Source organism: Winogradskyella litoriviva, assembly GCF_013249065.1.
Lineage (GTDB): Bacteria > Bacteroidota > Bacteroidia > Flavobacteriales > Flavobacteriaceae > Winogradskyella > Winogradskyella litoriviva.
Map to the genome: position 1 here is coordinate 534,814 of NZ_JABRWQ010000002.1, position 20,311 is coordinate 555,124.

Annotated in this window: 24 protein-coding genes; 9 read left to right on the forward strand and 15 right to left on the reverse strand. The window is 31.6% G+C overall.

The genetic code is table 11. The features are described from left to right. Positions 1 to 8: 8 nt before the first annotated feature. The 6 genes from HNV10_RS06370 to HNV10_RS06395 all read left to right on the forward strand — a co-directional run bounded on the left by HNV10_RS06370 (position 9) and on the right by HNV10_RS06395 (position 4,494). A complete protein-coding gene (locus HNV10_RS06370; protein ID WP_173300486.1) occupies positions 9 to 659 on the forward strand; it encodes a peroxiredoxin-like family protein in 651 nt (216 codons plus the stop codon). Between the two features lie 294 nt (positions 660 to 953). Further along, on the forward strand, positions 954 to 1,592 hold the full coding sequence (locus HNV10_RS06375) for a T9SS type A sorting domain-containing protein (RefSeq protein WP_173300487.1): 639 nt from the start codon (positions 954 to 956) through the stop codon (positions 1,590 to 1,592). A gap of 535 nt (positions 1,593 to 2,127) precedes the next feature. Continuing rightward, complete coding sequence (locus tag HNV10_RS06380; protein WP_173300488.1) at positions 2,128 to 2,499, forward strand: VOC family protein; 372 nt, start codon at positions 2,128 to 2,130, stop codon at positions 2,497 to 2,499. A 1-nt stretch (position 2,500) separates the two neighbouring features. Further along, complete coding sequence (locus HNV10_RS06385; protein ID WP_173300489.1) at positions 2,501 to 2,827, forward strand: hypothetical protein; 327 nt, start codon at positions 2,501 to 2,503, stop codon at positions 2,825 to 2,827. A gap of 177 nt (positions 2,828 to 3,004) precedes the next feature. After that, positions 3,005 to 3,547 carry a DUF4287 domain-containing protein gene (locus HNV10_RS06390; protein WP_173300490.1) on the forward strand — a complete coding sequence of 181 codons (543 nt, stop codon included), beginning with the start codon at positions 3,005 to 3,007 and terminating at the stop codon, positions 3,545 to 3,547. A 134-nt stretch (positions 3,548 to 3,681) separates the two neighbouring features. Further along, positions 3,682 to 4,494 carry a hypothetical protein gene (locus HNV10_RS06395; protein ID WP_173300491.1) on the forward strand — a complete coding sequence of 271 codons (813 nt, stop codon included), beginning with the start codon at positions 3,682 to 3,684 and terminating at the stop codon, positions 4,492 to 4,494. A gap of 43 nt (positions 4,495 to 4,537) precedes the next feature. Here the strand turns inward: HNV10_RS06395 and rimO are convergent, their stop codons facing one another. Next, positions 4,538 to 5,839, reverse strand: a complete 1,302-nt coding sequence (rimO, locus tag HNV10_RS06400; protein ID WP_173300492.1) for a 30S ribosomal protein S12 methylthiotransferase RimO — start codon at positions 5,837 to 5,839, stop codon at positions 4,538 to 4,540. Positions 5,840 to 5,919: 80 nt separating this feature from the next. Here rimO and HNV10_RS06405 point away from each other — a divergent pair, with 80 nt between their 5' ends. The 3 genes from HNV10_RS06405 (at position 5,920) to HNV10_RS06415 (ending at position 10,501) form a co-directional block, all read left to right on the forward strand. Then, entirely contained in the window at positions 5,920 to 7,002 is a 1,083-nt protein-coding gene (locus tag HNV10_RS06405; protein ID WP_173300493.1) for a serine hydrolase domain-containing protein, read from the forward strand. A 92-nt stretch (positions 7,003 to 7,094) separates the two neighbouring features. Continuing rightward, a complete protein-coding gene (locus HNV10_RS06410) occupies positions 7,095 to 8,066 on the forward strand; it encodes a fibronectin type III domain-containing protein (protein WP_173300494.1) in 972 nt (323 codons plus the stop codon). A gap of 251 nt (positions 8,067 to 8,317) precedes the next feature. Further along, positions 8,318 to 10,501: a T9SS type B sorting domain-containing protein gene (locus HNV10_RS06415; RefSeq protein ID WP_173300495.1), complete on the forward strand. Its 2,184-nt coding sequence runs from the start codon at positions 8,318 to 8,320 to the stop codon at positions 10,499 to 10,501. A 15-nt stretch (positions 10,502 to 10,516) separates the two neighbouring features. On the opposite strand, the gene ftsY is transcribed toward HNV10_RS06415, so the two are convergent. The 14 genes from ftsY to HNV10_RS06485 form a co-directional block, all read right to left on the reverse strand. Further along, positions 10,517 to 11,491 carry a signal recognition particle-docking protein FtsY gene (gene ftsY, locus HNV10_RS06420; RefSeq protein WP_173300496.1) on the reverse strand — a complete coding sequence of 325 codons (975 nt, stop codon included), beginning with the start codon at positions 11,489 to 11,491 and terminating at the stop codon, positions 10,517 to 10,519. 186 nt (positions 11,492 to 11,677) lie between these two features. Next, positions 11,678 to 11,830, reverse strand: coding sequence for a DUF4295 domain-containing protein (locus HNV10_RS06425; RefSeq protein ID WP_008271041.1), 153 nt, complete (start codon positions 11,828 to 11,830; stop codon positions 11,678 to 11,680). Positions 11,831 to 11,836: 6 nt separating this feature from the next. Then, the gene (rpmG, locus tag HNV10_RS06430; RefSeq protein WP_173281391.1) at positions 11,837 to 12,019 is read right to left on the reverse strand and encodes a 50S ribosomal protein L33; all 183 of its coding nucleotides are present in this window, start codon (positions 12,017 to 12,019) and stop codon (positions 11,837 to 11,839) included. Between the two features lie 32 nt (positions 12,020 to 12,051). Continuing rightward, complete coding sequence (gene rpmB / locus HNV10_RS06435; protein WP_173300497.1) at positions 12,052 to 12,288, reverse strand: 50S ribosomal protein L28; 237 nt, start codon at positions 12,286 to 12,288, stop codon at positions 12,052 to 12,054. A 179-nt stretch (positions 12,289 to 12,467) separates the two neighbouring features. Further along, complete coding sequence (locus tag HNV10_RS06440; RefSeq protein WP_173300498.1) at positions 12,468 to 13,706, reverse strand: competence/damage-inducible protein A; 1,239 nt, start codon at positions 13,704 to 13,706, stop codon at positions 12,468 to 12,470. After that, the gene (locus tag HNV10_RS06445; RefSeq protein ID WP_173300499.1) at positions 13,707 to 14,048 is read right to left on the reverse strand and encodes an Hpt domain-containing protein; all 342 of its coding nucleotides are present in this window, start codon (positions 14,046 to 14,048) and stop codon (positions 13,707 to 13,709) included. Beyond that, positions 14,049 to 14,660, reverse strand: coding sequence for a fumarylacetoacetate hydrolase family protein (locus HNV10_RS06450; protein WP_173300500.1), 612 nt, complete (start codon positions 14,658 to 14,660; stop codon positions 14,049 to 14,051). 30 nt (positions 14,661 to 14,690) lie between these two features. Beyond that, positions 14,691 to 15,467 carry a 3'-5' exonuclease gene (locus HNV10_RS06455; RefSeq protein ID WP_173300501.1) on the reverse strand — a complete coding sequence of 259 codons (777 nt, stop codon included), beginning with the start codon at positions 15,465 to 15,467 and terminating at the stop codon, positions 14,691 to 14,693. Between the two features lie 190 nt (positions 15,468 to 15,657). Then, positions 15,658 to 17,730 carry a hypothetical protein gene (locus HNV10_RS06460; RefSeq protein WP_173300502.1) on the reverse strand — a complete coding sequence of 691 codons (2,073 nt, stop codon included), beginning with the start codon at positions 17,728 to 17,730 and terminating at the stop codon, positions 15,658 to 15,660. 119 nt (positions 17,731 to 17,849) lie between these two features. Then, positions 17,850 to 18,632 (reverse strand): MBL fold metallo-hydrolase, encoded by a 783-nt coding sequence (locus tag HNV10_RS06465; protein ID WP_173300503.1) that lies wholly within the window; start codon positions 18,630 to 18,632, stop codon positions 17,850 to 17,852. Further along, positions 18,629 to 19,048 carry an acyl-CoA thioesterase gene (locus HNV10_RS06470; RefSeq protein WP_173300504.1) on the reverse strand — a complete coding sequence of 140 codons (420 nt, stop codon included), beginning with the start codon at positions 19,046 to 19,048 and terminating at the stop codon, positions 18,629 to 18,631. Before HNV10_RS06470 ends, HNV10_RS06465 begins: the two co-directional genes overlap by 4 nt. Further along, complete coding sequence (gene ribA / locus HNV10_RS06475; RefSeq protein ID WP_173300505.1) at positions 19,038 to 19,673, reverse strand: GTP cyclohydrolase II; 636 nt, start codon at positions 19,671 to 19,673, stop codon at positions 19,038 to 19,040. Before ribA ends, HNV10_RS06470 begins: the two co-directional genes overlap by 11 nt. Before the next feature lie 81 nt (positions 19,674 to 19,754). Continuing rightward, on the reverse strand, positions 19,755 to 20,135 hold the full coding sequence (locus tag HNV10_RS06480) for a NifB/NifX family molybdenum-iron cluster-binding protein (protein WP_173300506.1): 381 nt from the start codon (positions 20,133 to 20,135) through the stop codon (positions 19,755 to 19,757). A 3-nt stretch (positions 20,136 to 20,138) separates the two neighbouring features. Beyond that, positions 20,139 to 20,309 (reverse strand): hypothetical protein, encoded by a 171-nt coding sequence (locus HNV10_RS06485; RefSeq protein ID WP_173300507.1) that lies wholly within the window; start codon positions 20,307 to 20,309, stop codon positions 20,139 to 20,141. Between the last annotated feature and the right edge of the window lie 2 nt (positions 20,310 to 20,311).

Genomic DNA, 20,311 nt, shown 5'->3' on the forward strand with positions numbered 1-20,311 from the left:
TATCTGACATGAAAACACTTAAAGAACAAACCGACGCCAAAATTGCATCAGGACGTAAAGCAAAACCCGAATTTATGCAAGGTGTTGATGATGTTATAGCCAAAGCAAAAGCCTTTGAAGACGGAAAAGACGCTCTAAAAATTGGCGACAAAGCTGTAGATTTTGTATTACCAAACCCTAAAGGACAACAAATTTCTTTAGCCAATTTACTTAAAAAAGGACCTGTTGTAGTTACATTTTATCGTGGTAGTTGGTGTCCTTATTGCAACTTACAATTAAGAGCATTGCAAGCTAAACTCAGTGAGATACAAGCTTTAGGTGCAAGCTTAGTTGCTATTAGCCCAGAAGTACCAGATGATTCCTTATCAGAAAATGAAATTAGTAAAATGGAATTTACAGTGTTGTCGGATCAAGATGCTAAAGTTGCCAGACAATATGGTGTGGCTTGGGAAGTCCCAGAATTTTTGATGGAACATATGCGTGTAGATCGTGGACTAGAATTAAAAGCTATTAATAATGGAAATGCTAATGTTTTACCAATTCCTGCGACCTTTATTTTAGACACAGATGGTATTGTAAAATGGAATTACGTTAATATAGATTACAGAACACGCTCTGAACCAGATGAAATTATTGATGTGCTTAAAAGTATGAGTTAAGCAATAACAACATGCTTGTTACCTATAATATAAATGGTGTTTTACCTTATTAACAATTAATGACAAAAAACTATATATTTAAGAGTGAGGCACTTGACTTTAAATCTCAAAAAAACTACCTTCGTTTAACGTTGGATATAATACTTTGAAACGCTTTTATATCCGCGAGACATTGTAAAGCATTAACTAGCGTCCTGAAAAATATTAATCTGAAACCTGAATTGTTAACGAATATTCTAGCCGAATAAAATTTTTAATACTTTGGTTAATTAAAGACAATAAAATATTTGAAATATGAAAAAAATAGTATTTCCTCTAATCCTATTCTTAGTTTCTTTGCCATCATTTGCAATAGAAATAGCTAGCACTTCTGCTACACAAATAACAGGAGGCCTAAATGTAAATGTTGAAACTTTTTGGCATCAAGGGTTTAGTTTATTAAGTAGTGAATTTTCAATTGAAAATAATGTAATACATCTTTCAATTTGTCTCAGAGATGAAGGCACCTTAGCGTTTCACCAAGAAGACAATGATTTTTTTATACCATTAACTAATAGTGGTAATTATACCATTAATATTGGTATCATTGTATCATCACTAGGTTCTACAACATGTGATTCAACTGTTGTGTCAGATACAGATTCAATTAGTGCTGAATATAACTCTTTATCAACCAATGATTTTGAAGATTTGGAAAAGGAAAAATTTATTATATATCCTAACCCTGCATCAACAAAAGTCAACTTAAAATTTGAGAAAGTTTTTTTTGAACAAATTTGTTTATTAGATAGTTTTGGTAGAGAAATAATAAAATTAGATAATTCTAATAACGAAAATATTCAATTTGACATTTCTTACTTGAATAATGGTATTTATTTTATTGCAGTCGAAACTGATAATAAAGTTTTTTATAGAAAACTGATTAAAAATTAACAAAATACCGAATATTAATTTTATTCATTTAAAAAATAACGCTTTACAACAATAGCAATAAGTAATTGCTTGTTCTCGCCTACTTCTAAAAATCCTTACGGATTTTCAGCTTGGTGTGTACTTGCAAAATTTCGTGCTAACCCACGCAACTACTCATAGCCGAGATCGATGTGGTGAAATTGCCTGCGGCACGTAGAATCGCGTTTTCCAAACGCTTCCTTTCTACTAATTTTACCACATCGTCCATTGTTAATTACACCTCAAATAATTTTGTGCTATTGCTATATTTAGTCGAGTCTACAAGAGCTCCACACGAAACTACACACATCAGCGTTTATAGCGAATGAGGCGCAATTATGACTCCTCGTGAGGCGCGCCTCACTTCGCCATACACAGTGGACGTTAAACGAATATTCAAAACCACATTAAAATTAAAACCTTAATTTAACTAACGTATTGTACACATTATTAAAAAACACCTACAAAACGTCATAATTAAAACTTTCATTATCTTTAAGTCTAACTAAATAAGATTATGAAACTAGGCGCATTTTCAGTTAGTCTTGCTGTAAAAGACATAAAGGCATCAAAAGAATTTTATGAAACTTTGGGATTTTCCGTTTTTGGTGGTGATTTAGAAAAAAATTACCTCATTATGAAAAATGGCGAATCCTTGATTGGTTTATTTCAAGGTATGTTTAAAAACAATATCCTCACCTTTAATCCTGGTTGGGACCAAAACGCTAATACTTTAGAAAATTTTGATGATGTTAGAACTATTCAAAAAGCATTAAAAGCTAAAAACATAAAATTTGAACATGAAGCTGACGAGTCAACCTCTGGACCTACAAGTTTTGTAGTTTTAGACCCAGATGGAAATGCTATTTTAATAGATCAACATATTTAATATGACGTGGGAAGAAACATTAAAACTATACGATAACATAACCGAAGCTTGCGATGGTTTTGAGCGTAAAGGCAAAAAGATGATTTACACATCATCTAATGGTTATATGTTTACCTTGCTAAATAAAGATGGAGAAATTGGCATTCGCTTACCAAAGGAAATGGCGAATAAATTTAAAACCGATTATAATACAGGAGATTATTATTCTTATGGTGCTAAAATGCGAGATTATGTTTTAGTACCTAAAAACCTATATATCAACAAAGCACTCTTAGTAGAATATTTTGAAAAAAGTTTCGCTTACATTAATAGTTTACCTTCAAAATAAAAAACAATTAGAATAAAAAATACCATATTAGTGAACTCATTATCGTGTAACAAGATAATAATACAATTTGCTTTCTATTGTGTCTAACGGCTCTGTTCATAATACTGATATTTTTGTTCAATTATAAGACACACAATACTGTAAAAAGTCACATTAAACCTCTTAAAACCAAAGCTTATGGAAAAAGCACTACAAACAATGATTAATAATATGCCTGAGAAAACAGGTAAATCTTTAGATCAATGGAAATCTATTTTAAAAGAAAAAGCATTTGCCAAACATTCTGAAGGTGTTAATTTTCTTAAAAAAGAACATGGCGTAACACATGGTTTTGCCAATACTATTGTCACGCTTTCTAAAGAAGAAAATAATACAGCAGATGATTTAGTTGCCAACCAATATAAAGGCAAGGAAAGTTTATTTCCTATATATAAAAAGCTACAAGCTACTGTTGAAGTTTTTGGAAATGATATAACAATCACTCCCAAGAAAACAAGTGTTAGTATTATAAGAAAACGTCAATTTGTTTTAATAAAACCAGCTACTAAAACAAGAATTGATTTAGGATTAAAACTACCAGATAAACCAACAACAGATAGACTCGAAAATTCTGGTCCTTTTGGGACAATGTGTACACATCGAGTAAAAATAACTACTGTAGATGATATAGATGATGAATTAATTGAATGGATGAAAGAAGCTTATGATAAAGCAGAATAATTCCACACTTTCAGCGTAGTAAACATTTACAACGTTAAGATTCACAAAGAATTTGCACTTTTTTTACATTTAATTTTACAACTGTAGCTTCAATCCATAATACATTTGAAGTATTCATCTCAAAAACAACAATTATGAAGAAGCGTATTATTATCTTAGGAACAACATTAACCATCCTTAGTGTATTATTTTTTGGTTTTACTAAATTAACAATCAATAATCCTGAAACTTTAACTACAGTTGCAACCAATGAAGCTGTCATGGAAAACAACGTCTATGTTGGGCCATATCTTAATCCATTACCAAATTTATATTATGGAGTAGATGCGCGGTTTGCTCCTGTAAAAAAAGCAGATGTTCTCAATGCTAAGAGTATTTATGATTTTTTAAATGAAGGTGAAAAAGACCAAATAATAACAATAAAATCGGTAAATCTTACGGTTATAAAAGACAATCAATTATCTGAATTACAAGCACTAGGCACAACAGCAAAGCTTACAAAGGCACAAATAAAACTTTTAAAATCAATGGATTACTTTAATCATTTTACGATTAGAACAGAGTTTAGAGGTAAAAATATGGAAACAGGTATTATAGAAGATAAATTTTTTGGACCTCATATTACTATTGTACCAAACCAACAAGCTGCTTATTCAGAGGGCAAAGAAGCATTACTAAACTATTTTAAAGACAATAGTAGAAACGTTATGAATATTATAACAGATAATAAAATTAACGCCTTAAAAATTAGTTTCATCATCAACAAAGAAGGAAAAGTGACAAATGTTAAACACGATGCAATGTCAACTGGTTATCCTAAAATAGATGCAAAATTTATGGAGTTGGTAAAAAATATTCCTGGTCAATGGATACCTGCACAAAATGCAAATGGTGAAAAAATGAACCAAGAACTGGTATTTACATTTGGTCCTACTGATGGTTGTTAATCAACCTTGCCACATCTTTAAAACTACTTAAAACATAAAAACATTATAAGACTTCGCCATAAAGGTCGAAGTCTTCTGCTTCAATCACTTTTATAGTTGCAAATTCTCCTGTTTTCAAATAAGTTTTAGAGGCATCAATTAACACTTCGTTATCTACATCTGGAGAATCAAATTCTGTTCTACCAACAAAGTAGTTGCCTTCTTTTCGATCAATAACAACTTTAAACACCTGTCCAATTTTAGCTTGGTTTAATTCCCAAGAGATCTGCGATTGAATTTCCATTATGTCATTTGCACGTTGAATTTTTACGTCCTCAGGCACATCATCTTCTAAGTTGTAGGCATGTGTATTTTCTTCGTGAGAATATGTAAAGCATCCTAGACGTTCAAAACGCATATCTTTTACCCATTGTTTCAATTCTTCAAAATGGGCTTCTGTTTCTCCAGGATAACCAACAATAAGCGTTGTTCTAATTGTCATTTCGGGAACAATTGCTCTAAATTCATTAATCAATTTTGTCGTCTTAGCTTTTGTAGTTCCACGACGCATAGATTTTAATAAATCATCAGAAATATGCTGTAAAGGAATATCTAAATAGTTACAAATCTTAGGCTCACGTTTCATAAGGTCTAAAACGTCCATCGGAAAACCAGTTGGGAACGCATAATGCAAACGAATCCACTCTATACCTTCAACTTTAACTAAGTTTTCAAGTAATTCAGCAAGGTTTCGTTTTTTGTATATATCTAAACCGTAATACGTTAAATCTTGAGCTATAAGAATTAATTCTTTAACGCCTGTTGCTGCCAATTTTTCAGCTTCAGTAACCAAGTTTTCTATTGGTGTACTTTTGTGTTTCCCTCTCATAATTGGGATTGCACAAAAACTACATGGTCTGTCACAACCTTCGGCAATTTTAAGATAAGCGTAATTTTTTGGTGTCGTAGTTAGACGTTCACCAATAAGCTCATGTTTATAATCTGCACCTAATGCTTTTAATAAACCTGGTAATTCAGTTGTTCCAAAATACTGATCTACATTTGGTATTTCCTTCTCCAAGTCTGGCTTATAGCGCTCACTTAAACAACCTGTTACAAAAACCTTATCTACTTCACCATCTTCCTTCTTCTGCATGTATTCCAAAATGGTATTCACACTTTCTTCCTTGGCATTATTTATAAATCCACAAGTATTAATCACCACAACATTACCTTCTTGTTCATGGACTACATCTTTACCACTAGCTTTAAGTTGCCCCATTAATACTTCGCTATCGTAAACGTTTTTACTACAACCAAGTGTTATAACGTTGATTCTGTTTTTCTTAAGAGTTTTTGTACGCATGTTCTATTAAATCAGTTTGCAAAGATACAATGTAAATTAAACCTTTAGTATATTTATCAGTCTTAAATAAAAACTTAACCATGAAATCGTTACAATTACTCTCATTTTTCTTCTGTTTTTGTCTAATAGTATCATGCTCTAGCGATAGTGATTCTAGTGATGACGAAGATTCTCAAACTGAAGATATCTATTTTCCGCCTTTAGATTCTGATACTTGGGAAACGGAATCTATTTCAGAATTAAACTGGAATGAAAATCAACTTCAACCACTATTAGATTTTTTAGAAGAAAAAAACACCAGAAGTTTTATGATTCTACACAATGGAAAAATTGTAGTAGAGGAATATATGAATGGGCATAACGCTAACTCAACATGGTATTGGGCAAGTGCTGGTAAAACATTAACAACTGCCACATCTGGAATCGCAGAACAAGAAGGTTTTATAGACATAAATAATAAAGTTTCTGATTATTTAGGAACAGGTTGGACTAGTGCTACTTTAGATAAAGAGAATTTAATTACCTGTAAACATCTTTTAACTATGACTTCTGGATTAGATGATAGTGCTGGAGATGATGTTTCACCATCTAATTTGCAATATTTAGCTGATGCTGGCGAACGTTGGGCTTATCACAATGTCTATGTAAAAATGCAAGATGTTGTTGCGGAAGCAACTAACCAAACTTGGAGTAACTATTTTGATGCTAAATTAAAAACACCAATTGGCATGAACGGCAGTTGGCTTGCTCTTGGTGATTTAAGTGTATATTGGAGTAATACCAGAAGTATGGCAAGATTTGGCTTATTAACTTTTGCCAATGGAATGTGGGAAGATGAGCAAATTATAAACAACAATTATTTAACAGAAGCTACCAATACTTCTCAAGACATCAATTTAGCTTATGGCTATTTATGGTGGTTAAACGGAAAATCCACGTATCATTTACCGCAAACACAATTTGAATTTGCAGGCAAACTAATTACAGATGCTCCAAACGATATGTTTGCTGCATTAGGTAAAAATGATCAAAAAATTTATATTGTCCCAAGTAAAAAAATAGTTGTTATTAGAATGGGAGAATCTGCCGATGATGAAAACTTTGGACTTTCTAGTTTTGATAATGAGCTTTGGCTAAAAATTAATAATTTAATTAGTGATTAAGTCCTCTTTACAAGCCTAGTAAATTAGATTTATTGATTTAAGTATTTGTCCTAATAATATTTATATTTGCGACCCTTAAATCAAATCAATCTATGAAAAAATTAATTTTACTTTTAGCTATTTCTATCCTAGCACTTGGGTGCTCAAGTAGTGATGATTCAGACAGTTCCAGCTGTCCTAAACCTACCAACCTTGATGTTAATAACATCACCAACACAACAGCTACATTTAGCTGGAGTTACGAAGTAGACTCTGCTTTGTTTCAAGTAGAGTATGGTCAATTTGGTTTTACACAAGGCTCTGGAACGATTTTAACGATACCTGAACCTTATGTTCATATCGAAAATCTTTTGGAACAAACACAATACACCTTTTATGCACGAGTTTTTTGTAATGAGTCTAACGAATACAGCAGTTGGTCAACACCTTTTAACTTTGTGACATTAAATTATAATCCTTATTGTAATGACCCTGGAAATCTTTATGTACAACCCTACAATAATTCTGTAAGTTATAATTACATAGACTTAGCATGGTCTGATGGAGATTTTGATGGCTCACAAATTCAACATGGTACGGAAGGTTTTATATTAGGATCAGGAACCATAACAACATATGATGAGACAATATATCCTAGTAATGCTAGAATAAGTGGTTTAAACTCTGATACATCTTATGACTTTTATGTACGTAATACTTGTGGTGAAAGTGGTTATAGTTCTTGGGTAGGCCCTGTTACTCATAGCACTTTGGAAGACCCTTTAAATCCTAGCTGTTTAGACCCTATTAATTTTACTTTAGACCAGATTTATACTACTGCTCAAGGATCAGACGTACTAGTATTTAGTTGGGACTCTATGAATGGTGAAAACACATGGCAATTACACAAAGTTGGTTCTGGTGACCCTATAGGTTCTGGGACAACAATAGACACAAGTTACAATCCTATACAGTTAACAAATCACACGTATACAGGCGCAGTTTATGACTTTTATATTAGAGCTAACTGCGGCACTAACGGTTATAGTGATTGGGTGGGTCCAATTACAGTTACTGGACCATAATAAATTAAAAAAACACAAAATATTAAAAAGCCTTTAGACATTTCTAAAGGCTTTTTGCTTTTTTAGAATTTAAATGATATAACAGTTATTTAGAGCTTTCTGACTTGTTTGTTTTCCAAGATTCTGTATTTGTTAAGTACTTTCAATTTAAAAATATTAAACTTTACTACACAAGTTTTTTATGAAAAACACATCTAAAAATTAATAGTTAATACTTTACTATTCGTTTTTAAGATTAAAAAAAAATAGCTTTGCAGAAAAACCACATCCTTTATTCTATTATTCTATTTTTAACTTCATCGCAAGTCTATTCACAATTATGCGAAGGCAGTTTAGGTGATCCTGTTATTGAAATAAATTTTGGTTCTGGCACAAACAGAGGACCAGCTTTAGGATCTAATATAACTGCATTTACTTACAGTTCTTCTGGCAATTTAGACGAAGGAGAATACACCATAGCAAATACAACTAGTGGTTTAAAAGATAATGCTTGGCATACCACATCTGACCATACAGGCGATTCTAATGGTTACATGATGGTAATTAATAGTGCTGTACTTGCTAATGAAGGTGTCTTTTATACCAAAACTGTAACAGGGCTCTGCGCAAATACCACATTTGAGTTCTCTGCTTGGCTAATGAATATTATGAATCCCTCTGCTGGCACAGATGAATATCATCCAGATGTTACTTTTAGAATAAGCGATACATCAGGTAATATTTTAGGATCATATAATACAGGTGATATAGCACAATCTACTTCTGGTATTTGGCAACAATATGGATTCTTTTTTACTTTAGACGCAGATACTGAAGTCGTAATTACAATACTAAACTCAGCACCAAGTGCACATCCTGGAAATGATATTGCTTTAGATGATATAGAGTTTAGACCTTGTGGTCCAACAATTTCAAACACAATTGAAAACGAAACAACAAATAGTATAACCGTATGCCAAAACGAAAATGTAAGTTATACTTTTCAAACAACGATTTCTGAAGGTTATTCTAATCCACAATATCAATGGCAATATTCTACTGACTTAGGTACAACTTGGTTAGATATTGAAAATGCCACGGCTTTAGATTATATTTTTACAGAAACAACTTCTGCAGGAATAGTTTATTATAGAATTGCTGCGGCTAATGGAGACAATATAAATTCAATTTCTTGTCGTATAACTTCTGAAGTAATAATTGTTGAAATAACTGCAACACCAGAACCTCTAATTGGTGAAGCTGAACAACAGTTTTGCACCACCCAAAATCCAACCTTAAGTGATATTGAAGTAAATGCCAATGCTGTTTGGTATGACGCTGCAATTAATGGCAATATTTTACCAAACACCACAAGTTTAGTGAGTGGTACAATCTACTACGCAAAGAAAGAAAGTCTTAGTGGTTGTGAGAGCGATGAAATATTGTCCGTAACAGTAACTATTATTTCCCCTACACTTGTTGTAAATAACATTTCCACAATTATATGTGATACTGATAATGACAATTCTGAATTTACAGATTTAACCATCCATGAAGACGATTTAGTAAATTGTAATGATTGCATATTTAGTTATTTCATGTCTTTAACAGATGCTGAGAATTATTATGAAGAAGGACTCATATTAAATCCAACAAATTATGAATGGACCACAGACACCTATTCTATTTTTGTAAGAATTGATTCTTTAGATAAATGCTATCAAATTGCAGAAATCTCAATTAGTCTAGGTGAATCTCCTATTATTCCAATTGAAGAAGTCGTTAGTATATGTGAAGGTGAAAACTCTGTAACAATAGATGCTGGTTATGGCTTTAATAGTTACTTATGGTCAACAGGAGAAATATCACAAACAATTTCAGTCAATAATGAAAATATTGGACAATACTGGGTTTCTGTTACTGAAGATTATGGTTCTTATACTTGTAGCTCTTTAAAAGAATTTGAAGTCATACTTTCTAATACTGCTATAATTTCGAATATTGAAATTGAAGATTGGACTGATAATAATAATTCAATCACAATCTTCTTATCGGATTTAAGTTTAGGCGATTACGAATATTCAATAGATAATATAAACTACCAAGACAGCGATAGTTTTACAGGATTATCTTCTGGCGAATATACCGTTTACGTTAGAGATAAAAATGGCTGTGATACCGCAGAAGAAGTTATTTATTTATTAAACTACCCTAAGTTTTTTACACCAAATGGAGATGGCACAAACGACAATTGGTATATAAAAGATGCTTTATCTGAACCGAGTTTAACTATTTTGATATTTAATAGATATGGAAAAATCCTAGCCAATTTAGATGCCACATCCACTTGGGATGGCACCTACAATGGAAATTTATTACCTACCAACGACTACTGGTTTAAAGTTACACGAGCCAATGGTAAAACTCATGTAGGACACTTTACTTTAAAACGGTAATAATAGATAGTAACATTATTTAAAAAAAGAATCTACAAATTCATATTTATTAAAAACCTGTAAATCTTCTATACCTTCACCAACGCCAATATACTTAACTGGAATTTGAAATTGATCGCTAATACCTATAACTACACCTCCTTTTGCTGTTCCATCTAATTTAGTAACCGCTAAAGAGGTAACTTCTGTTGCTGCTGTAAATTGTTTGGCTTGTTCAAAAGCATTTTGCCCTGTAGAACCATCCAAAACTAATAAAACATCATGAGGTGCATCACCAACTACCTTTTGCATAACACGTTTTACTTTTGTTAACTCGTTCATTAAGTTAATTTTATTATGTAAACGACCTGCAGTATCAATAATTATAACATCGGCATCTTGGTTAACACCAGATTGTAGTGCATCAAAGGCAACAGAAGCTGGATCAGAACCCATTTCTTGCTTTATCATTGGCACATCTACTCTATCTGCCCAAACCTGAAGTTGGTCTATTGCTGCTGCTCTAAATGTATCTGCCGCACCAAGTACCACCTTTAAACCTTTCTTCTTAAACTGGTATGCCAATTTACCAATGGTTGTTGTTTTACCAACACCATTTACACCAACAACCATTAGAACATATGGCGTTTTAGAACCATCTGTTTGTTTTGGTAATTCTGGAATGGTATACTCGGTTTCCTCTCCAGATTTTGTTTCAGATAATAAAGCAGCAATTTCTTCCCTAAGTATTTTATTAAGTTCTGATGTACCCAAATATTTATCTTTCGCCACCCGTTCTTCAATTCTTGTAATAACTTTTAAAGTGGTATTAACACCAACATCACTTGTTACTAAGATTTCTTCAAGATTATCTAGAACATCGTCATCTACTTTAGATTTTCCAGCAACGGCTTTATTTAATTTACTAAAAAAAGAGGATTTAGATTTCTCTAAGCCTTTATCTAGTGTTTCTTTCTTTTCTGAAGAGAATATTTTTTTAAAAAAACTCATTTTGTTGTTAGGTTATTTATCAGCACATCGACAAGCTCAGTGTGACAGTATTATTAGTAATTATGACATTACAACAACCTTGCCTTTAGTATTATACTGATAAGATGTCAGATGTTTTTCAAATATAAACATAAAAAAACTGCTTTCATAAGAAAGCAGTTTAGTAAATCTATATATAAATAAAGATTATTTTTTGTTTAAAAAGTCATTGACAAATTCTGGTGCCATTACTGATTCTACAAACATGTAAGCTCCAGTTTTTGGTGATTTTACCATTTTAATCGCTTTTGTCAAACGCTTTGATCCTGTCTGTAAAGACGCTACTGATTTCTTTGCCATGTTTTCTTATTTTATCTCTTTATGTACTGTCATACGCTTAAGAATAGGATTAAATTTCTTAATCTCCATACGATCTGGCGTATTCTTCTTGTTCTTTGTTGTAATATATCTTGATGTTCCTGGTTTTCCAGAAGTTTTGTGCTCCGTGCACTCTAAGATAACCTGTATTCTATTTCCTTTTTTTGCCATTGTAAATTGACTTAAGCGTTAAAAAAACGCTATTATTTGTAAAATCCTTTTGCTCTAGCTTCTTTTAACATTGCTTCGATACCAATTTTATTGATAGTCTTTAATGCTGATGTAGAAACTTTTAATGTTACCCACTTATCTTCTTCAGGAATGTAAAAACGTTTTTTGATTAAATTTGCATCAAATCTACGTCTTGTTTTATTCATAGCGTGAGAAACATTGTTTCCAACCATCGCTTTTTTCCCAGTAAGTTCACAAACTCTTGACATTGTTTTCTTTCTTTAGGTCTATTATTGTTTTTCTGCTAACTCTTAATATTGTTGTTGTTTTTAGAGTATATCCCTTTAAACATTAGCATTAAGAATCTAAAATCCGAACATGGATATTTTAAACAGGGTGCAAATTTAATAAAACTTTGAGGTTTAGCAAAAATATATATCCACTTTTTTTAAATTTCTTTTAGTAACATCTCAAAAGCCTTACTAGTTGCTCTACCAATAACTTTTTCTCTAAGTGTTCCAAAATTAAAAACTTCTGAAAACACCTCATCTTTTGTAGCAATACCAATCCAAACGGTACCTACTTCTGCATCAGAATCTCCTTTTGAAGGTCCTGCGTTGCCAGTAGTACTTATTGCATAATCAGTATTAAAAAGTTCTCTTACGTTATTAGCCATAGCTTCTGCAACTTCTTTACTTACTACAGAATGTTTGTCTATAACTACTTGTGGGACGTTTAACACTTTCACTTTAGAGCTTGTTGCATAAGTTACAACACTACCTTTAAAATAATTAGATGCACCAGCAATTGCTGTAAATGATTGCGCAATTCTACCACCTGTACAACTCTCTGCTATTGCTAATGTTTTCCCTTCTTGCGATAATTTGTTACCAATAAGAGCTTCTATTGATGCCTCATCTTCAAAACCAACAAAAATATCTTCAATTTGTGGCAAGAGCAGATTTATCTGATTATTAATTTCAGTTTCAAGTAATTTTTTATCCGAAGATTTTCCAGACAACCTTAAACGTACGCGACCTAAACTAGGTAAATACGCTAATTTTATAAAATGAGGTAAATCTTCTTCCCACTTTGAAATATGTTCTGCTAGTGCACTTTCACCTCTACCATAAGTTAAGATGGTTTTATGCATTATAAAAGGAAACTTAAACTGTTCCCTTAATTTAGGTATAACTTGCTCTGTAATTAATGCCTTCATTTCGTAAGGCACTCCTGGAAGTGACACAAAAACTTTTCCGTTTTTTTCTAACCACATTCCTGGAGCTGTACCATTATAATTCTTTAAAACATGTGCTTTAGAAGGCACTAATGCTTGTTGCTTATTTACTTCTAAAAGCGGAGATGAACTGAATTTTGAAAATATTTGTTCTACATGTTTTAAAACAGCTTTATCTTCAACTAGTGTATCATTAAAATATTCGCAAATGGTATGTTTGGTGATATCATCTTTAGTTGGTCCAAGTCCTCCCGTTATAATTATGATATCTGCATTAGCTTCTGCTTCCTTTAAGGCTTGAAGAATATGAGATTTTTCATCTTGAATAGATGTAATCTGATAAATTGAGATTCCAACTTTATTGAATTCCTTACCAATAAATGCAGAATTTGTATCTACAATTTGACCAATGAGAATTTCATCGCCAATAGTAATTATTTCTGCTTGCATTTAGAGTCCGAAATCGGCTTTAATTTCATTAACAGCATTATCTACTGCAGTTAATACTGTGATAAGTTGCTGATCTATATTTTTTTCTGTTTGCTCAAACTTTCCCCAATCTTGCACTTCAATTAAGGTATCTAATACGCCTAGTTCAAACAAATCTACAGTTGGCTTCATTTTATGAGCGGCTTGGTAAACTTCTTTAAAATCTTTTGCTGGAACTGCTGTTCTTAATCGTTCTGCATCTTCGGGTACTTCTTCTAAGAAGGCTGCTGCTATAGTTGCAACGAATTCTTCATCGTTATCAGCCATTTCTCGTACACGATCTAATTTATAATGTTGTGACATTTATTTTATTTTTATTGAAAACATTTCTTCGTCTTCTATGTAACCAATTAATCTATCGTCTGCAAAAATCTTACCAACTCCTGCAGGTGTGCCTGTAAAGATAATATCTCCAATTTTTAAAGTAAAATATTTAGAGACATATTCTATAATTTCATCTATTTTCCATAGCATAAGTTCTGTATTACTAGCTTGTACTATATCTTCATTCTTTTTTAAACTGAAATTTATATTGTTTATATTTTGAAATTTGTTTTTTGGTAACCACTTTCCTATTACTGCTGCACCATCAAAGGCCTTAGCTTTTTCCCAAGGTAATCCTTTTGACTTTAATTGTGCTTGTAGGTCTCTAGCTGTAAAGTCAATTCCGAGCCCTATTTGATCATAATACTTATGCGCAAATTTCTTATCAATGTACTTTCCTACTTTATTTATTTTTACCAAAACCTCAACTTCATAATGTACATCATTAGAGAAATCTGGAATAAAAAAGGGTTGTTTCTTTAATAAAATAGAAGTATCCGGTTTTAGAAAAATAACAGGATCTTTTGGCCTTTCGTTTTCTAGCTCTTTAATGTGGTCTGTGTAGTTGCGACCTATGCAGATTAGCTTCATTTTTCAGCTTTTAATTTTTAAAATTAGCTTTTAGCTAAGCTTATTATTAAATTGTCTTAATTTAATTGCTGTCAATACTTTTTTGGTATATAAAGGAAAATCTGCATTGAGCAACCAACCAAAATAACCTGGTTCTTTTTCCATAACATCCACTACCTTTTTCCCCTTGTGCTTACCAAAAGAGAAACATTCTTCACCTTCTTTATTAAATATTATAAAACCGGCAAAATCTGCAAACTTTTTACGTGAGCTAAACTCTGCTAAAAATTTAGTATCGTTTTCTAATTCATCATACTTAGACAACTGTGCTTTTAGAACCTCATAGGTTGCTTTGGTATCTGCTTCTGCGCTGTGAGCATCGCTTAAATCTTTATCGCAGTAAAATTTATAAGCCGCAACTAATGTCCTTTGCTCCATTTTATGAAATATAGTTTGCACATCTACGGATTGTGTGTTTTTCATATCAAAATCGACATCTGCTCTTAACATTTCTTCAGCTAAAAGCGGAATATCGAAACGATTAGAATTAAATCCTCCCAAATCCGAATCCTTTATCATATTATAAATCTCCTTAGACAATTCCTTAAAGTTTGGCTTATCTGCAACGTCTGCATCCGAGATTCCATGAATTGCTGTTACTTCTGCAGGAATTGGCATCTCAGGATTCACTAACCAAGTTTTAGCTAACTCCTTACCATCGGGATAGACTTTAAGTATAGAGATTTCTACGATTCTGTCTTTTGAAATATTAATACCTGTAGTTTCTAAATCGAAAAAACAGATAGGTTTTGAGAGCTTAAGTTGCATTGGTTTTGTTTTCTGCAAAGGTAGTTAGATTCTTTAACATCAAAAAGGCTCTTACATTTTAATATAGAAAGGTTTTTAAACAAAAACACCTTGGATTTTACAGTCTCGACTATGCAAAACTAAACACCTTTAAAATTAGAAAATCAGAATTTAAAAACATAATTTTAAATCTTCAGTATTTTGTAATACTTCAATCTATCAAATCTGGGTGATTAAGAATCAATTCTATCTTTCTAATAATCACCGTCACTTGACTCATTTGCATTTCTATATTCCTAAAAAACAGACTAATATCTCTATTTACCCAACTTTCTGAAATAACCCTTGCTCCCAAACTTATTCTTAAAACAGCACTTTGTAAATCGTTTCCGTATTTTACATTAACTGCTTGTCCGATATGACATTTTTGCGCTGCAAGCCTTATAATTTCTAACGAAGAACCTTCAAATTTATCTGACAAATCTGAATTTAATAACATATAGAGCTCTTTCACCTTATCTACAGGTAAAACTTTGTTGTTTTTACGGATAAAAAACGGAAAAATTGTACGGATGTTTCTTATTCCAAATTCATTATTATCATTACTATTAGCTTTTGCTTCATCATCATACAATCGCTCTAAAAAGGATGCATCTTTTATAGAATCGTCAACAAAATTACAAAACATCTCAATACCCATATTTCTATATAAAATTGGTGTTTTATAATATCTATCCATTTCTACTATTGCAGCATTCCATCTCATGTAAGAACCATAATTAAATCCGTCTGATAACGCTTTAGAACAAAACCATGATGTTGGCCAATCTGTATGGTTATAATACTGAGTTAACCCTTCTGGCAATGATTTTTTTGAAGCATTAATTAATTGATTCACACTTTCTGGTAATAGCAATGCGCCACAATATGGAGGTCCTGTAAAATATTTACTTCCTGTTATTGCAACCATATATCCTCTCTCTAAATAATTTTGAATATCTGTTGCATCTAACCTAAGTTGAGCTGCATCTACAATAATTTGTAAAGCAGGACTATTGAGTTTATTTAAATCTTCCATCATTTTTTTACTAGGCGATTGATAACCTAGTTTTGAATGATCCATTACATGCAGCACAGCATGTTTACCTGATTGCTCGGTTTTTGTAATTTCATTAAGAACTTCAGCATCTAACTGAGCAGTGGTTTTCAATTTTCCATTCTCATCTCTAAAAGGAATATTAATGACATCAACATCTCTAAACCCTTCAATTTTATCGCCTTTTTTAACCGGATAATTTAGTGCCGATGTGTTTTCAAAATGACAGCCTTTTAATGCTGTAGAAACACCACTACCCGTTTCGTCTGAAGCCACCAAAATATGAGTAATTTCCTTGTCTGTAGTAATTTGAGTAATTGCAGCTATTTGAAGTGAAGAATCAGTACCTGAAGGTGAAAAAATTATCTCACAGGCATCATTTAGTTTAAAGATTTTTTTTAGGTTGTTTTTTAATAATTCAGAGAATTCATTAGTCGTTTTTTTGAAACCATTTTTTAAGCTATTCTTTATTAAAATGCTCCTTACTTTATCTGTTTTATCGAAAGCAAAATTTGATACACTTGTTGCTGTAGAAGAGGCAAACGTAAATGCATCTGGTCTAGGAAATGGTCTGCAACCGTATTTATTTAGCAAGGCTACTTCATCTATATTTAATCTAAGATCACCACCAGCCATTAGTAAATACTCTGTTGGTTTTGCTAGATTTTCAACAATAGGTTTCCAAGACTCTTTAAAAACTTTACTGGTATTTTTAAGGCCATGGAAAGCTTGCAATTCTTGATATTCTAGTAAAGATTCTGCACTTAAATCATCTCCTTTTATAACCAAATCAATTAAAATGTAATTTAGAGCGTTTAATTTGTCTTTATCTTCTTTTGGTAATAATTGGTAAAATATGCGAGTTACTTCAAACGCAGCTATATCGCATAATGCTATATTTTCTTTTTTATCACTTAAGGCTTTATACCACAACTGCCATTCTATACCATACCTTAAATAAACCAAGGCTAAAACTGGGTTCTTCAAATACAAGGCGCCAATTATAATTGCTTTATTTGGCACAATTTTAAATACAGCAGGCTCTGTATTAGAGGTAATAATATTAATATTATTTAATTTAGGTACCGTATTAAAACGTTTTAATACATGAACCAAGTAATTCACATTATCTTTTTCAAATAAACTTGTTCTTTTGTATTGATTTTCTATAATTATATTGTTTGTCATAAATGCCTTTTTTTACGTTCGTAAGAACGGGTTTCTCTAGTGATAAAAACTCACCATTAATTCAATCTTTAATGTTTTAAGGTTTTCCTTGTTTAAGATGTTATAAAAATAAGTTTATTTTAAAAATATAAGACCATTCCTGTTTTTAATTGTTCTATTTTAAAGTTTTTATAAAAAGCTACAAGAGCCGGAAATTGCGTGCAATGTGATGGGTAAATATTAGCAATTTGTTTTTCTTTTAGATATTTTATAGTTTTTTGGGTCTGAAAATCATTCTGTTTTAAATGAAAACCACCTATCACAGATGTTACTTCATTAATACCTGTGACTTTACAGGCATAGTCAATAATATTACAAATACCAGAATGTGAGCAACCTGTGACTATTACCAATTCTTTATTCTGAATTATTACAATAGCAGAATCATCATTAACAAAATCTGGCTGTCCGTTTTCATCTGTAAAATTAGTTGTTTTTGCTTCAAAATCATTCTGTCTTGGTATTTGTCCTAAGAAAATAATATGTTCTGAAATATGATAAGGTTCTTTTGAAAGAATTAATTTGAATTTTTGTTCAATTTCATCTTTCGTTAAACTTAAACCTAACATTGAATGATCTTTATTCCTATAGCGCTTTATAAATGACTCTGGATGTGTAATTAAAGTTTTACCATCTATATATCGAAGTCCATCTCCATGATCCCAATGTCCATGACTGAGTACTACAGTATTAACATCTTTTTCAATATCTATACCACTTATCTTAGCATTTTTAATAAATACATCTGTATAACCTACATCAAACAAAATCTTTTCGTCTTTGTGCTCTATAAAATAAGATAAGCCATGCTCTGCAAGAAATCCAGACCCAGCACAATTTTCTGTTAAGACAGTTAATTTCATACGGCACTTGTGTTAAATTTAGACTTAATATTCTTGGCTATAAAGTCTGGTATTTTTTTTGGTAAGCGCGACTCTATATGAGCAAATACAACAGTAGATTTAGCGAAACTTAAAAGTATGTTTTGTTCATTTTTTATTTCGAATTCAAAATTAAACCGAACCTTTGGCAACTCTTTAATTGTCGTTTTTATGGTAATAATTTCATCAAAAACAGCTGGTCTCTTATAATTAATATCAAACGAAATTACTGGTAAAATAATATTTTGCTTTTCTAGTACAACCTCATCTAAATCTAATTTTCGTAATAATTCGTTACGAGCTTGATGACAATATTTAAGATAATTAGCATGGTAAACATATCCCATTTGGTCAACATCTCCATATTGTGGCCTAAGTTGAAATATATCAGTTATCATAATGCTGTGTTTCTCCTTTTTCTTCTTTAAGTTGATGCCCCATATGATTTTCCTTAGTATCCAAATAGAATTTATTAAATGGATTAGACTTTATTATCAGCGGAATTCGTTTAATAATCTCAATTCCGTGTTGTTCTAGTCCTATGATTTTGTCTGGATTATTGGTTAATAAATTCAATTTACTTACACCTAAAGCACTTAAAATTTCAGCACCAATTTTATAGTCTCTTTCGTCTTCAGCGAAACCTAATTCTATATTTGCTTCTATAGTATCCATACCAAGTTCTTGCAGTTTATATGCTTTCATCTTATTCATAAGACCGATTCCTCTTCCTTCTTGTTGTAAATAGACGATTACTCCACTTCCATTGTTCTCTATTATTTTCATGGCCTCATTTAATTGTTCACCACAGTCACATTTTAATGAACCAAATAAATCTCCTGTTGCACAAGATGAATGAATACGAGTTAAAACAGTATCCTTTGCCGTAAAGTTTCCTTTAATTAATGCCATATGCTCTATCCCAGTTGCTTTTTCTTGAAACGGAACAATTTCAAAGTGACCGTATTTGGTTGGGAGCTGAACCCTTTCTCCTTGTAAAATATTTGTATATGTTTTAGTCATTGGTTTATTTTCAATACACCTTTAAGAGATGAAACTTTTAAATTTCACTTTAAAAAAATTAATAGTTATAAGGGATTAAGTTTAATGACTACAAGAATGTTGATGACCTTTATGGTTATGATGAGAGCATGTCTCACCACTATCTAAAATTTTACCTTCTACATACTCTAAAATAACATCTGCAGATTTACCAGAACAGCCTCTTACAACGCCTATTCCTGCATCATTTAATTTGTTCAATGCACCATTTCCAATATTACCAGACAACATAAATGTTACACCTTCATCTGCTAAAACACTAACAACATTAGATTTACACCCACAACCTTCTTCTGCTTCTAACAATTTTAAATCTATAATTTCATTTGCATCAGAAAAGGTATAGATTTCATAAAACCTACTATGTCCAAAATGATCTTCTATAATATTATCGCTTGTTATTGGGATTGCTATTTTTTTCATGATTTAAAAATTTATTTTTGTTATTTTATTATTACATTTTTTTCGTCTTCCCATTCTAAAAGGTCTGTTTTTAGGATACTCGTTAGAATCTGATTCTGTTTTTCTACAGTTCCCTAATTTCATTCCTGTTTTTGGCCCTAAATTATGGGGTTCTTTATGATTAAAATTTGACATAT

Excerpts from the sequence above, each read along its gene's own strand:
- HNV10_RS06395 (WP_173300491.1), top strand. The coding sequence starts at position 3,682 with ATGAAGAAGCGTATTATTATCTTAGGAACAACATTAACCATCCTTAGT.
- HNV10_RS06405 (WP_173300493.1), top strand. The coding sequence starts at position 5,920 with ATGAAATCGTTACAATTACTCTCATTTTTCTTCTGTTTTTGTCTAATA.
- HNV10_RS06445 (WP_173300499.1), bottom strand. The coding sequence starts at position 14,048 with ATGTCACAACATTATAAATTAGATCGTGTACGAGAAATGGCTGATAAC.
- rimO (WP_173300492.1), bottom strand. The coding sequence starts at position 5,839 with ATGCGTACAAAAACTCTTAAGAAAAACAGAATCAACGTTATAACACTT.
- HNV10_RS06450 (WP_173300500.1), bottom strand. The coding sequence starts at position 14,660 with ATGAAGCTAATCTGCATAGGTCGCAACTACACAGACCACATTAAAGAG.
- rpmB (WP_173300497.1), bottom strand. The coding sequence starts at position 12,288 with ATGTCAAGAGTTTGTGAACTTACTGGGAAAAAAGCGATGGTTGGAAAC.
- HNV10_RS06480 (WP_173300506.1), bottom strand. The coding sequence starts at position 20,135 with ATGAAAAAAATAGCAATCCCAATAACAAGCGATAATATTATAGAAGAT.
- HNV10_RS06465 (WP_173300503.1), bottom strand. The coding sequence starts at position 18,632 with ATGAAATTAACTGTCTTAACAGAAAATTGTGCTGGGTCTGGATTTCTT.
- HNV10_RS06440 (WP_173300498.1), bottom strand. The coding sequence starts at position 13,706 with ATGCAAGCAGAAATAATTACTATTGGCGATGAAATTCTCATTGGTCAA.
- HNV10_RS06470 (WP_173300504.1), bottom strand. The coding sequence starts at position 19,048 with ATGATAACTGATATATTTCAACTTAGGCCACAATATGGAGATGTTGAC.
- HNV10_RS06485 (WP_173300507.1), bottom strand. The coding sequence starts at position 20,309 with ATGTCAAATTTTAATCATAAAGAACCCCATAATTTAGGGCCAAAAACA.
- HNV10_RS06380 (WP_173300488.1), top strand. The coding sequence starts at position 2,128 with ATGAAACTAGGCGCATTTTCAGTTAGTCTTGCTGTAAAAGACATAAAG.
- HNV10_RS06460 (WP_173300502.1), bottom strand. The coding sequence starts at position 17,730 with ATGACAAACAATATAATTATAGAAAATCAATACAAAAGAACAAGTTTA.
- ftsY (WP_173300496.1), bottom strand. The coding sequence starts at position 11,491 with ATGAGTTTTTTTAAAAAAATATTCTCTTCAGAAAAGAAAGAAACACTA.
- rpmG (WP_173281391.1), bottom strand. The coding sequence starts at position 12,019 with ATGGCAAAAAAAGGAAATAGAATACAGGTTATCTTAGAGTGCACGGAG.
- HNV10_RS06385 (WP_173300489.1), top strand. The coding sequence starts at position 2,501 with ATGACGTGGGAAGAAACATTAAAACTATACGATAACATAACCGAAGCT.
- HNV10_RS06390 (WP_173300490.1), top strand. The coding sequence starts at position 3,005 with ATGGAAAAAGCACTACAAACAATGATTAATAATATGCCTGAGAAAACA.
- HNV10_RS06455 (WP_173300501.1), bottom strand. The coding sequence starts at position 15,467 with ATGCAACTTAAGCTCTCAAAACCTATCTGTTTTTTCGATTTAGAAACT.
- HNV10_RS06425 (WP_008271041.1), bottom strand. The coding sequence starts at position 11,830 with ATGGCAAAGAAATCAGTAGCGTCTTTACAGACAGGATCAAAGCGTTTG.
- ribA (WP_173300505.1), bottom strand. The coding sequence starts at position 19,673 with ATGACTAAAACATATACAAATATTTTACAAGGAGAAAGGGTTCAGCTC.
- HNV10_RS06375 (WP_173300487.1), top strand. The coding sequence starts at position 954 with ATGAAAAAAATAGTATTTCCTCTAATCCTATTCTTAGTTTCTTTGCCA.
- HNV10_RS06410 (WP_173300494.1), top strand. The coding sequence starts at position 7,095 with ATGAAAAAATTAATTTTACTTTTAGCTATTTCTATCCTAGCACTTGGG.
- HNV10_RS06370 (WP_173300486.1), top strand. The coding sequence starts at position 9 with ATGAAAACACTTAAAGAACAAACCGACGCCAAAATTGCATCAGGACGT.